Source organism: Mycobacterium sp. SMC-19 (assembly GCF_045310815.1).
In the GTDB taxonomy this organism is placed as follows: Bacteria; Actinomycetota; Actinomycetes; order Mycobacteriales; family Mycobacteriaceae; genus Mycobacterium.
Window position 1 is genome coordinate 154314 of record NZ_JBJIAM010000004.1, and the last position, 12043, is coordinate 166356.

The window sequence follows — 12043 nt, forward strand, 5'->3', positions numbered from 1 at the left end:
AATTGCCGCGAGAGTGCGTGTTTGCACCCCGACACGCCGGTGACGGGCGTGCAACTGCGCACGCTCAGCAGTAGCCGTTTACGCCCGAACCGACGCGTTAAGCCTGGCTGTCGGCTACAACTACATCTATGCCGTCCGCCGATGAAACGCCGGAAGCCGCGCAGGATCGAACTGTCCAGCCCCGCGGAAAGCTACGCCGGCGCCAGGTCTTGGGTGGCCTAGCAGCTCTGGGAGTGGGCGGCGCCGGCGTCTCGGCGCTGGCCGGTTGTGAAGGCAAAGACAGCGGCGGTGTGGCTGCCGGCGCCCCGGACTATGGGACCGGGATCAACGACGGGTTCAACGGGAAGATCGAACTCGACGTGCGCGATTCGCAGCCCGACTGGGGCCCGTTCGAGCTTAAGCACGCTCCCAAGGACGCACCCAATGTGCTGGTGGTGCTCTACGACGACACCGGGATGGCGGCGTGGTCGCCCTACGGCGGGGCCATCGATATGCCCGTCATGCAGCGCCTTGCCGACAACGGGCTGACGTACTCGCAGTGGCACACCACGGCGCTGTGTTCGCCGACCCGATCCTGCGTCCTGACCGGTCGCAACCACCACGTGAACCGCTTCGCCTCGATCACCGAGGGCTCCGACGGCTTCCCCGGCGCGGCGGCCCGGCTGCCCGCACAATGCGCGACGATCGGGCAGTTACTCCAGGAAAACGGGTACAGCACGTTCTGGGTGGGCAAGAACCACAATGTGCCCGAGGAGGACGTCTCCAGCGGGGGAAGCAAATCGGAGTGGCCGCTGCAGAAGGGCTTCGATCGGTTCTACGGCTTTCTCGGCGGGGAAACCAACCAGTGGTACCCGGATCTGGTGGAGGACAACCGATTCATCGAGCAGCCCTACAGCCCCGAAGACGGCTACCACCTGTCGAAAGACCTCGCCGACAACGCGCTTCGCATGCTGCGCGACCAACGGTCCAGCAATCCGTCCAAACCGTGGTACATGTGGTTCTGCCCGGGCGCCAATCACGCCCCGCACCACAGCCCGACCGAATACGCCGAGAAGTACCGCGGCAGGTTCGACGACGGCTACGAGGCGTATCGGGAGTGGGTGTTGGCCCGGATGGTCGACAAGGGCATCATGCCCAAAGACACTCGGCTGACGCCGCTGAATCCCCTTCCCGCCGACGTCGCGTTGCCGGCTGATGCGGTACGGCCGTGGAATTCGCTCAACGCCGACGAGAAGCGCCTGTTCTCCCGAATGGCCGAGGTCTTCGCCGGGTTTTCCGAATACACCGACGCCCAAGTGGGCCGGATCGTCGAATACCTCGAGCAGACCGGCCAGTTGGACAACACCCTCATCTTCTATTGCGCCGACAACGGCGCCTCCGGCGAAGGTTCCCCCAACGGATCGGTCAACGAGAACAAGTTCTTCAACGGCTACCCCGATGACCTTGCCGAGAACATGCGCTACCTCGACACCCTGGGGACGCCCGACACCTACAACCACTATCCGACCGGCTGGGCGGCCGCCTTCTCCACACCGTTCCAGATGTTCAAGCGCTACTCGCAGTTCTCCGGGGGTACCTGCGACCCGATGGTGATCCACTGGCCCGCGGGTATCAAAGCCAAAGGCCAAGTGCGCCACCAATACCACCACGCCACCGACATCGTGCCGACCATCCTCGATGCGGTCGGACTTGCGATGCCCGAGGAGTACCGCGGTGTGAAGCAGTACCCGCTCAACGGGGTATCGATGCGCTACAGCTTCGACTCCCCCGACGCGCCCACCGCCAAGAAGCGGCAGTACTACGCCATGCTGGGCACCCGCGGCATCTGGGAGGACGGCTGGAAGGCATCGGCGCTGCACGCACCGATCAGCGGAAAAGGCCATTTCGATTCCGACCGCTGGGAGCTCTACCACGTCGACGAAGATCGCTCCGAATCCACCAACCTCGCCGACAAGCATCCCGACAAACTCAAGGCACTCATCGATGCGTGGCACCGGGAGGCCAAGGACAACTACGTCCTACCGCTGGACGACCGCACGGCCACTGAACTGCTCACCATCAAACGGCCGCAGTTCGAACCGCCGCGTGATCGCTACACCTACTACCCGGATACGGCTCCCGTCCCGGAAGGCGTGGCAGCCAACATCCGTGGACGGTCGTACAAGATCGTCGCGAACGTCGATCTCGCACGCGATGCCCAAGGAGTGCTCTTTGCCCACGGGTCGCGGTTCGGCGGGCACGTGCTGTTCATCAAGGACGCCAAGCTGCACTACGTGTACAACTTCCTCGGCATCAGGCCCGAGCAGGAGTTCGTCTCACGGCAACTGACGCCCGGCAAGCACACGCTCGGCATGGAATTCGTCCGCAAGGAATCGGGCCAGTACGGTGAATCCCTCGGCACCACAACGCTTTATGTCGACGGAAAGGCCGTCGATACGGGTCCGATGCGCACCCAACTGGGCAAGTTCACCCTCGCCGGCGACGGCCTGTGTGTCGGGTACGACAGCGGGGACAGCGTCTCCGACCATTACCAGAACCCGGGGGCCTTCACCGGCGGCAGCATCCAGGCCGTCGTCATCGACGTCAGCAATGAGACCTTCGTCGATCTGCAACGAGAAGCGGCAGCAGCACTCGCCCGCGACTGACCGGACTCACCGCGTGGTGTAGCCGCCGTTGGCGAAGATGGTCTGCCCGGTCACCCAGTGGCCGCCGTCGAGCAGGAACAGCACCAACGGCGCGATGTCCTCGATCCGGGTCAACCGATTGCCCATCCCCTGCGACTTGTGGAACTCGACCCGCTCGGGGGTCTCCTGCGGGTAGAAGAACGGGGTGTCCATCGGCCCGGGCGCGACGCTGTTGACGTTGATCCCCCGGGCCCCGAACTCTTTGGCCGCCGCCCGGGTGAAGTGCTCCACCGGGCTCTTGGAGCCCGCGTAGGTGGAGTAGCCGTCGGTGAACGCTCCCAGCAGCGCGGTCACGATCGTCACCACCGAGCCGTTGTCGTTGAGGCGCCTGCCGGCCTGCTGCAGAAAGAAATAGGCGGACTTGGCGTTGATGTCGAACATCGAGTCGTACTCGTCCTCAGTGGTTTCCAGCATGGGCTTCCGCAGCACCTTGCCGACCGTGTTGACCGCGAAATCCACCCCGCCGAACGCGTTCACCGCGGCATCGAACAGGGCGGTGACATTGGCCGGAACGGTCAGGTCGCCTTGCACCTTGATCGCCTTGGCGCCGGCGTCCTGCACCGCCGCCACGGTCTTGTCGGCGTCGGGCTCGGAGCTGTCGCTGTTGTAGTGCACCGCGACGTTGACGCCGTGCGCGGCCAACGTGGTGCTGATCAGCCCGCCCAGGTTCTTGGCGCCCGCGGCCACCACCGCCGATTTCCCGGTCAAATCGCTCATAGGTCTTCCCTCCTGTTTCTGAACACGAAACTAGCCCGGCTCTGCACAAATGAGAAGCAGCGTTATACGCATAATCAACAAGAGTTATTTGTGGATAACATGGGCCGATGCTCCCGGTTCCGGACCTGCGCCGCCTGACCCACTTCATCGCCGTCGCCGAGTCCGCCGGCTTCACCAGCGCCGCCAAGCAGCTACACCTGTCACAACAGGCGCTGTCGCATTCGGTGCAACAGCTGGAGAAGGAGATCGGCGTGACGCTGCTGGTGCGCGCCGGGCGCCGCATCACGTTGACCCAGGCCGGCCAGACCCTGATGGACGAGGGCCGGGCACTGCTGGCGGCGGCCAGGACCCTCACTGCAAACACGCGCGCCGCGGCCAGCGCCCTACCGGATGAATTCGTCATCGGGCACTCCCCTGCGATCAGCAATCACGACGTCTACGCCCTGATCGAGCCCGCAATCGCCGCTTCGCCCGACACGTCGTTCACGGTCGTGCAGCTGTTCCCCGACCGGCTCACCGCCGGAGTGCGCGATGGCACCGTGCAATTGGGGCTGCGCCGCGCCGTCGTGCCCCAAGAGCTGCTCGCCGGCGCGGTGATCGGCTATGACCCGCTGCGGGTTGCCGTCCCCGCCGATCACCCGCTGGCCGCGCGCTCCCGCATCCGCATCACCGATCTGGCCGCCGAACTGATCGCGCTGTGGGCGCCTCCCGGCGCTTCCTACTACAGCGACTTCCTGGTCAACGCCTGCCGGCGTGCGGGATTCGAACCGCAGTACCGGGTCAGCCGGGTGCAGGGCTGCCCGCCCGAGGTGGCGGCCTTGACCGAGCGTGCCGCCGCGTTCGTCACCGCACCGGCCGGCCCGGCCCTGGATGGCGCCGTCACAGTGGTCGATCTCGACGAGCCGCTGCTGGTGCCCCTGCAGGCACTGTGGCAACCCCATACCAGTTCGGCGGTACGCGATCTCATTCTGCGTCAGCACCCTTGACAGCCTGCGCGCCGATACACCACAATTCATCATGCGATGAATTACTAGCTGTAGCCGCACGGAACCGGAAGGATCTCCGATGCCTGGATATCTGGCCGCCCTGGCACTCGCGCTCTGCCCCGTCTTGGTCGTCATTCGTCTGATCATGCTGCGGCGCAAGGGAACCGACGCCATGCACTTCGGCAGCACGGACAACAAGGACTTCCTGATCCCGCCCTTCGCGCTGGTCTACTTCTACGTGGTCTTCGCCGGCGCCTTCGGGTGGCCGTTGGTGGGCTCCGAGCGGTTCTTCAGCTCCACCGCCATCGCCTGGGCCGGGGTCGCATTGTGTTTCTGCGGCCTCCTGATGGTCGCGTTGAGCCTGGCCGCGTTCGGCAGCAGCTTTCGGGTGGGAATCGACACCGACAACCCGGACAAGCTGGTGACGTCGGGGGTGTTCGCGATCAGCCGCAACCCCATCTATGTCGGGTTCGGGTTGGTGCTGCTCGGCCAGTTCCTGGTGTTTCCGACCTGGATTCCGTTGGCCTACCTGCTCGCCGGCGTGTGGCTGTTCAATCGCCAGGTGCTGCGTGAGGAAGCCTTCATGCGTGACCACTACGGTCGGGAGTACGCCGAATACTGCAGCCGAGTCCGCAGGTACCTGTAGGAGTTCAGCCGCGGGCGAGGATCGCCGACAGCGCCCGCGCCAGCTCCGCGTCGGGGTCGGCCGGCAGTGTGTCGGCACGCCATCCCACGAAGTCATCCGGGCGGATCAGCACTGCGCCGTCGGGTTCCAGCCCGGTGACCCGTGCCCACTGTTCATCGGCGATCCGGCGCACTGTGAGTGGGATACCCAGCGCCTCCGAGGCATGCGCCGCGGCGGCCCGCCACCGTCCGCCGTCGCTGCGGGTCAGCACGGTGAAGCCCGACCCGAGCAGATCAAGAGTCGAAATCCGTTGTCCGCCATGCGTCAGCCATACATGCGGAACCCGCGTGCCGGGTTGTCCGCGCAGCTCGGACACCAGTGAGACCGCGCTCGGGTCGGATGGTGCCGGCTCGTCCGACAGCACCGCGGCTGACCGATACCGGTAGCCGATCAGCAAGGCGAACATCGGCGCCTCCTCCCCCGGCGGGAGGCCGGGGCCGCTGTCGTCGAGTCGTAACAGGGGCAGCACCGGCCCGGTCAGCGATTGGCGGGCACTGAAGCGCCCCACCGGGTGCCGTTCGGCGTGGTAAGTGTCCAGCAACGACGGATCGGCCGTCCCCGCCAGTACAGCCGCCAGCTTCCAGGCCAGGTTGTGTGCGCTCTGAATGGCGCAGTTCGCGCCGCCGGCCTTGAACGGCGGCATGGCGTGCGCTGAATCTCCGACGAGAAACACCCTGCCACAGCGGAACTGGTCGGCGACACGCTCGTAGGGTTGCCACGGCGTCACTTCGACGATCTCGATTTCGATGTCCGCACCGATCGCCCGGGTGAGCAGCCGACGGCAGTGATCGGTGGTGAACTGGGCGGCGGTCTCGCCTCGACCGGGAAGATAGGTGGTGAGGAACATGCCGAAGTCGTCACGTACCGGCAGAAAGATGCCGTCCACGTCGTCGTTGGCCACCTGGATGGCGTCACCGTCGCCGAGCTGCGGAACGAATTGCCGCCAGGGGCCGCGGAAGTAGATGAAGACGACGTAGATCGGCAACGCCCCGTGCCCCGAGGTCGGGATGCCCCGTGCATCGCGCACCGGGCTGCGCACACCGTCGGCGGCGATCAGGTAGTCAGCCCGCACCACGTCTGTGCTGCCGGTGTCGCGGTCACGCACGACGACGGCTACTCCGGTGTCGTCCTGCTCGAAGGAGCACAGTTCGGTTCCGTAGCGAACCTCGCTGCCGCGCCCGCGGATGTGCTCCAGCAGCATCGGTTCCAGTGCGCTTTGCGGGCAGTATTGCGCGGCCGGCTCAGGGCTCAGGCCGGCGAACGGTGCGAAGATCGCGTCCAGGTCGAAGGCTTGCTGCGCCTGGGTGCTGCGCAGCGAGACCTTGGTGAGCGTGTCCGAGACACCCTCGGCCACCGCGTGCACCTGATCCGCCAGACCGAGGCCGCGCAGGATCTCCAGGCTGCGGAAGCTCAAGTTGCGCGCTTTCGGGTAGATGAAGATCTCGCTGCGCTTCTCGATCACCAGCGAACGCACGCCGTGTTTGGCCAACAGTGCTGAAGCGCTCAGACCGCCGGCACCAGCGCCCACGATCAGTACCGGGGCTCGATCGTCCGTCATCGCCACCTCCGCCACAGACGGAACTAGTCAGTTCCGACAAATCCAATGTGGCACGCGTCGACGCTCGGTGCAACCGACTACGGGGATGGATTGCCGGTGAGTGGAAGGATGACGTCCTCCAGTACGCGCCGGACGAAGACGCGGTCAACCGGCCGACCGGTCATCACACGCAGCACATTGAGACCCAACGCCACATCGGGGATCAGACTGAGGTCGCGACCGGCCGGGATCTCGCCCCGCGCCCGCGCCTGATCGAGCAGCACCCGGACCACATGGCGCGGCGGGTCGAGTACCAGGTCGTCGAGGGCCGCCGCCAGGACCGGATTGTGCATGGCCGCGGTCGCGACTCCGACAACGACTTTCATTGTCTCCATACCCGATTCATCGAACTCGGGCGCCGCGGCGACCAGCGCGTCGATGTCACCGCGCAAACTACCGGTGTTGGGCGGCTCGACCGGTCCCTGCCGGCGGCGCCAATGAGCGATCGCATCGGCCACCACCACCGCCTTCGACGGCCAGCGCCGATAGATTGCGGCTTTGCCCACTCCGGCGCGGGCCGCGATGTCGTCCATGCTCAACCGGTCATAGCCCACCTCGGCCACACCATGCAGCGCCGCATCGAGGATCGCCGGATCGCGAGACCGGTCGAGGCGTCCCGGGCTTCGCCCCGGTCGCAATGCGGGCGCGGGTTCCTGGGCTCCCATAACGCGCCAGCCTAGTCGATACGGATTAGTTCCGTTGTAACTCGATTCAATCGGCGGCCGCGAGAAACTCGCGTGCCACCTCCACGACCCGTTTGCGGTCTTCGGCCACCAGCCCGATCCGGGTCCGGCGATCCACGATGTCCTCGACGGTCAGCGCGCCTTCGTGGCTGACCGCGTACTCGAACTCGGCACGGATCACATCGATGCCCTCGGCCACCGCTTCGCCGGGCCGCTCGCAGGTCGCGGCGGCCAACACATTGGCCGCCTCACCGCCGTAGCGCGGCACCAGCGACTCGGGCAGGTCACCCGTCAGCGGAAGTGGCGCTCCCGGGTTGTCCGGTGCACCGATCAGCGGCAGGTCCCGGGTGCGACACGGCGTGGCATCTAGCGCCCGCAGCCGCACGGCCCGGTCCAGCACGTCTTCGGCCATGTGCCGGTACTCGGTCAGCTTGCCCCCAATCACGCTGAACACCCCGGTCGCCGATTCGACGACGGCGTGGTTGCGTGACATGTCTGCGGTGTGACCTTCTCCGGTATCGATCAGCGGTCGCAGCCCGGCATAGGCCCCACGAACGTCGGCCGTGCTCAGCGCGGTGCCCAGCGCGGTGTTGACGGTGTCCAACAGGAAGGTGATCTCCGCCGACGTCGGTTGCGGCACATCGGGAATCGGGCCGGGGGCCTCTTCGTCGGTGAGGCCCAGATACACCCGGCCGAGCTGCTCGGGCATAGCGAACACGAACCGGTTGAGTTCACCGGGGATCGGCACGGTCAGCGCGGCAGTCGGATTGCCGAAGGCCGCCGCGTCGAACACCAGGTGCGTTCCGCGGCTCGGCCGCAACCGCAGCGCGGAGTCGATGTCTCCGGCCCACACCCCGGTCGCGTTGATCACCGCACGCGCGGTGACGTCGAACGACTCTCCGGAGATCTGGTCGGTCAGCCGTACCGTGTCGCCGGTGGCGTGCGATGCGGCCACATAGGTCAGGATCGTCGCGCCGTGCTGGGCCGCGGTCCGGGCGACCGCGGTGACCAGACGTGCGTCGTCGATCAATTGCCCGTCGTAGGCCAACAGGCCACCGTCGAGGCCGTCGCGGCGCACGGTCGGTGACAGCTCCACGGCGTGTTCGGGCGAGACCCGTCGCGAACGGGGTAACACCGTCGCAGGTGTGCCGGCCAACCTGCGCAGCGCGTCACCGGCGAAAAACCCGGTGCGCACCAAGGCCCGATCCCGCCGCGGCATCGACCCCAGCAGCGGCACGAGTTGCGGCATCGCCCGCACCAGGTGAGGGGCGTTGCGGGTCATCAGGATTCCGCGTTCGATGGCGCTGCGCCGCGCGATACCCACGTTGCCGGTCGCCAGGTAGCGCAGCCCGCCGTGGACCAGTTTGGAGCTCCACCGGCTGGTGCCGAACGCCACGTCCTGTTTGTCCACACACACCACCCGCAGCCCGCGGGTGGCCGCGTCCAGGGCGATGCCGGCGCCGGTGATGCCCGCACCGATGACGACGACATCAACAGCCGGGCGCTCGGCCAGTGCGGTGAGTTCGGCGGTGCGCCGGGCGGCGTTGAGTGCGACAGTGTCGGGCATCACGAGAGGTACCTGTTCAGGGTGTAGGCCAGTTCGGTGGAGAGCGCGTCCTCGTCGAGGATCGGCGCGACGACTTGCGCGGACTGGATCGCCGATTGGGTGATCAGCAGACACATCGCGGCGAGTTGGCGTGGATCGCCGGCCCGCACGCTGCCGCCGGCCTGGGCCCCGCCGAGTTCGCCGGCCACCAGGTCGATCAGCCGCCGTTGGCTGGACCCCAGCCGCTGGGCTATGTAGACCATCGCCAGGTCGGGTGCGTGATGCAGCACCTGCATCACCACCTCGTCGTGGCGCAGCCGCGCCGCAACCGCGACGATCCGCCGCACCAGCGCCTCGCGTCCGCTTCCCGGTTGCTCCAGTTCCGTCCACGCCGCGGTGATCCGTGCGGTCAGCAGGGCGGCGATCACCGAACGGCTGTCCGGCCACCGCCGGTACACCGTCGGACGACTCACCCCGGCTCGACGTGCGATGGCCGCCAACGTCACCCGCTCCATGCCCAATGCGAGCAGGCAGCTCGCGGCGGCATCGAGGATGCGCTCCCCGACCTCCAGCTGCTCGTCATTACTAGTTGACAGCATGTGTAATACTGTAACGCATGACGCCGGCCGATGCCCAGGACGCCCTGACCCCGCCGATGAAATGGAACGCCTGGGGCGATCCGGCAGCGGCCAAGCCGTTGAGCGACGGCATCCGTCAACTGCTCAAGGCAGCCCTGGGGGTGGACGGCACGAGCACCCCGGAGCGCGATCCGAGCCAGGTGTCACTCACCCCATCGGCACTGACCGAAACCGACCGCGCCGCCCTGGCGGCGATCGTGGGCGACGGTTTCTGCCGCACCGATCACACCGCACGGCTACTGCACGCCGGGGGCAAGTCCACCCTGGACCTGCTGCGGCGCAATGATTCCGGCACCCAGGACGCGCCCGACGCGGTGTTGCTGCCGGGCAGCGACGACGAAGTCACGTCGGTCTTGAGCTACTGCAGCCAGCACGCCATCGCGGTGGTTCCGTTCGGCGGAGGCACCAGCGTCGTCGGTGGGCTCGACCCGATCCGCGGCGAGTTCGCGGCGGTGGTGTGCCTGGATCTGCGCCGGTTCGATGCACTGCTGAACCTCGACAAGGTCTCCGGCGAGGCCGAATTCGGCGCCGGGGTCACCGGGCCGGACGCCGAACGACTGCTCGGTGAGCACGGCTACTCGTTGGGACACTTTCCGCAGAGCTTCCAATACGCCACGCTCGGCGGGTTCGCCGCGACCCGCTCCTCGGGACAAGACTCGGCCGGCTACGGCCGCTTCGACGACATGGTCCGCGGCCTGCGGATGATCACCCCGGCCGGTGTGCTCGACCTGGGCCGCGCCCCGGCCTCGGCCGCTGGGCCGGACCTACGCCAGCTGTTGCTGGGGTCCGAGGGTGCGTTCGGCGTCATCACCCGGGTGCGGGTGCGCGTACACCCGGTGCCGGCAACCACCCGCTATGAGGCGTGGTCGTTCCCCGACTTCGCCACCGGCGCCGCGGCACTGCGCGCGGTCACTCAGACCGGCGCCGGACCGACCGTCATCCGGCTGTCCGACGAAGCCGAGACGGGCGTCAACCTGGCCACCACCGAGCAGATCGGCGAGCAGCAGATCACCGGCGGCTGCCTGGCCATCACGCTGTTCGAGGGAACCGCCGAGCACACCGAAAGCCGGCATGCCGAGACCCGAGCGGTGCTGGCCGCGAACGGCGGCACGTCACTGGGCGAGGAACCTGCGCGCGCCTGGGAGCACGGCCGATTCTCCGCGCCCTACCTGCGCGATTCACTGTTGGCGGCCGGGGCGCTGTGCGAAACGCTGGAGACCGCCACCGACTGGGCGCGAGTGCCCGCGCTGAAGACGGCGGTCACCGAGGCGCTGACCACCGCGCTGGGTGACAGCGGGACCCCCGCGCTGGTGTTGTGCCACATCTCGCACGTCTACCCGACCGGTGCGTCGCTCTACTTCACCGTGGTCGCCGGTCAGCGCGGCAACCCCATCGAACAGTGGCAAGCCGCGAAAGTCGCTGCGGGCGATGCGATCATGCGGGCCGGCGGAACCATTACCCACCACCACGCCGTCGGCGCCGATCACCGGCCGTGGATGAGCCAGGAGGTGGGCGAACTGGGTGTGCAGGTGTTGCGGGCGGTCAAGGCCACGCTGGATCCGGCCGGAATCCTCAACCCCGGCAAACTGATTCCATGACGTCGCGCCAGATCAAGCGGATCACCCTGCTGACCAACCCGGCGGCCGGGCACGGCAATGCCAGGCACGCGGCCGAGCGAGCATTGGCGCGATTCCAGCAGCGCGGCGTCAACGTCAACCACATCGTCGGCGCCGATGCCCACCACGCGCGGCAGTTGCTCGATGAAGCGCTGGCCGCCGGAACGGACGCCGTGGTGGTGGCCGGCGGCGACGGCGTCATCTCGCTGGCGCTGCAGTCCCTGGCGCTCGGTGAGGTGCCGCTGGGAATCATCCCGGCCGGCACCGGCAACGACCACGCCCGTGAGTACGGTCTGCCCACCGGAGATCCCGAGGCGGCCGCCGACGTCGTCGCCGAAGGCCAGACCGAGACGATCGATCTGGGCCGCATCACCGAGGACGGCGGCACGGTGTCCTGGTTCGGCACCGTGATGGCGGCCGGTTTCGACTCGCTGGTGAGCGACCGCGTCAACCGGATGCGCTGGCCGCACGGCCGGATGCGTTACAACGTCGCCATGGTGGCGGAGATGTCCAAGCTGCGGCTCCTGCCGTTCCGGCTGACGTTCGACGAGGACGAGCCGCTGGACATCGAGCTGACGCTGGCGGCATTCGGTAACACCCGCAGTTACGGCGGCGGCATGCTGATCTGCCCGGGCGCCGATCACGCCGACGGGCTGCTGGACGTCACCATGGTGCACTCGAGCTCGCGGACCAAGCTGATCCGGCTGTTCCCCACCGTGTTCAAGGGCACCCACGTGCTACTCGATGAGGTGAGCACCCGGCGGGCGAAGTCGATTCGCGTGGAGTGCCCCGGCATCAACGCCTACGCCGACGGCGACTACGTGGCTCCGCTGCCGGTGACCGTGTCGGCAGTGCCGGGCGCGCTGCAGATCCTTCGCGCGTCCTGATCGA

10 protein-coding genes are annotated in these 12043 nt (G+C 67.3%); 5 read left to right on the top strand and 5 right to left on the bottom strand.

Annotation, left to right across the window (positions count from 1 at the left end):
* The first annotated feature begins 128 nt into the window (after positions 1–128).
* Positions 129–2645 carry an arylsulfatase gene (locus ACJH5R_RS10835; RefSeq protein ID WP_406781932.1) on the top strand — a complete coding sequence of 839 codons (2517 nt, stop codon included), beginning with the start codon at positions 129–131 and terminating at the stop codon, positions 2643–2645.
* Positions 2646–2651: 6 nt separating this feature from the next.
* On the opposite strand, the gene ACJH5R_RS10840 is transcribed toward ACJH5R_RS10835, so the two are convergent.
* Positions 2652–3401 carry an SDR family oxidoreductase gene (locus ACJH5R_RS10840; RefSeq protein WP_406781933.1) on the bottom strand — a complete coding sequence of 250 codons (750 nt, stop codon included), beginning with the start codon at positions 3399–3401 and terminating at the stop codon, positions 2652–2654.
* A 107-nt stretch (positions 3402–3508) separates the two neighbouring features.
* Here ACJH5R_RS10840 and ACJH5R_RS10845 point away from each other — a divergent pair, with 107 nt between their 5' ends.
* Positions 3509–4387: a LysR family transcriptional regulator gene (locus ACJH5R_RS10845; protein WP_406781934.1), complete on the top strand. Its 879-nt coding sequence runs from the start codon at positions 3509–3511 to the stop codon at positions 4385–4387.
* Between the two features lie 79 nt (positions 4388–4466).
* Entirely contained in the window at positions 4467–5033 is a 567-nt protein-coding gene (locus ACJH5R_RS10850; protein WP_406781935.1) for a methyltransferase family protein, read from the top strand.
* 4 nt (positions 5034–5037) lie between these two features.
* Here ACJH5R_RS10850 and ACJH5R_RS10855 read toward each other — a convergent pair whose 3' ends face one another.
* The 4 genes from ACJH5R_RS10855 to ACJH5R_RS10870 all read right to left on the bottom strand — a co-directional run bounded on the left by ACJH5R_RS10855 (position 5038) and on the right by ACJH5R_RS10870 (position 9497).
* On the bottom strand, positions 5038–6630 hold the full coding sequence (locus tag ACJH5R_RS10855; RefSeq protein WP_406781936.1) for an FAD-dependent monooxygenase: 1593 nt from the start codon (positions 6628–6630) through the stop codon (positions 5038–5040).
* A 77-nt stretch (positions 6631–6707) separates the two neighbouring features.
* Positions 6708–7334 (bottom strand): TetR/AcrR family transcriptional regulator, encoded by a 627-nt coding sequence (locus ACJH5R_RS10860; protein ID WP_406781937.1) that lies wholly within the window; start codon positions 7332–7334, stop codon positions 6708–6710.
* A gap of 46 nt (positions 7335–7380) precedes the next feature.
* Positions 7381–8919, bottom strand: coding sequence for an FAD-dependent oxidoreductase (locus tag ACJH5R_RS10865; RefSeq protein WP_406781938.1), 1539 nt, complete (start codon positions 8917–8919; stop codon positions 7381–7383).
* Positions 8919–9497 carry a TetR/AcrR family transcriptional regulator gene (locus ACJH5R_RS10870; RefSeq protein ID WP_406758275.1) on the bottom strand — a complete coding sequence of 193 codons (579 nt, stop codon included), beginning with the start codon at positions 9495–9497 and terminating at the stop codon, positions 8919–8921. Before ACJH5R_RS10870 ends, ACJH5R_RS10865 begins: the two co-directional genes overlap by 1 nt.
* Positions 9498–9553: 56 nt before the next feature.
* Here ACJH5R_RS10870 and ACJH5R_RS10875 point away from each other — a divergent pair, with 56 nt between their 5' ends.
* Both ACJH5R_RS10875 and ACJH5R_RS10880 read left to right on the top strand, forming a co-directional pair.
* Complete coding sequence (locus ACJH5R_RS10875) at positions 9554–11134, top strand: FAD-binding oxidoreductase (RefSeq protein ID WP_406758417.1); 1581 nt, start codon at positions 9554–9556, stop codon at positions 11132–11134.
* Positions 11131–12039, top strand: coding sequence for a diacylglycerol kinase (locus ACJH5R_RS10880; protein WP_406758274.1), 909 nt, complete (start codon positions 11131–11133; stop codon positions 12037–12039). Before ACJH5R_RS10875 ends, ACJH5R_RS10880 begins: the two co-directional genes overlap by 4 nt.
* Positions 12040–12043: the final 4 nt, after the last annotated feature.

Excerpts from the sequence above, each read along its gene's own strand:
- ACJH5R_RS10835 (WP_406781932.1), top strand. The coding sequence starts at position 129 with ATGCCGTCCGCCGATGAAACGCCGGAAGCCGCGCAGGATCGAACTGTC.
- ACJH5R_RS10840 (WP_406781933.1), bottom strand. The coding sequence starts at position 3,401 with ATGAGCGATTTGACCGGGAAATCGGCGGTGGTGGCCGCGGGCGCCAAG.
- ACJH5R_RS10845 (WP_406781934.1), top strand. The coding sequence starts at position 3,509 with ATGCTCCCGGTTCCGGACCTGCGCCGCCTGACCCACTTCATCGCCGTC.
- ACJH5R_RS10850 (WP_406781935.1), top strand. The coding sequence starts at position 4,467 with ATGCCTGGATATCTGGCCGCCCTGGCACTCGCGCTCTGCCCCGTCTTG.
- ACJH5R_RS10855 (WP_406781936.1), bottom strand. The coding sequence starts at position 6,630 with ATGACGGACGATCGAGCCCCGGTACTGATCGTGGGCGCTGGTGCCGGC.
- ACJH5R_RS10860 (WP_406781937.1), bottom strand. The coding sequence starts at position 7,334 with ATGGGAGCCCAGGAACCCGCGCCCGCATTGCGACCGGGGCGAAGCCCG.
- ACJH5R_RS10865 (WP_406781938.1), bottom strand. The coding sequence starts at position 8,919 with ATGCCCGACACTGTCGCACTCAACGCCGCCCGGCGCACCGCCGAACTC.
- ACJH5R_RS10870 (WP_406758275.1), bottom strand. The coding sequence starts at position 9,497 with ATGCTGTCAACTAGTAATGACGAGCAGCTGGAGGTCGGGGAGCGCATC.
- ACJH5R_RS10875 (WP_406758417.1), top strand. The coding sequence starts at position 9,554 with ATGAAATGGAACGCCTGGGGCGATCCGGCAGCGGCCAAGCCGTTGAGC.
- ACJH5R_RS10880 (WP_406758274.1), top strand. The coding sequence starts at position 11,131 with ATGACGTCGCGCCAGATCAAGCGGATCACCCTGCTGACCAACCCGGCG.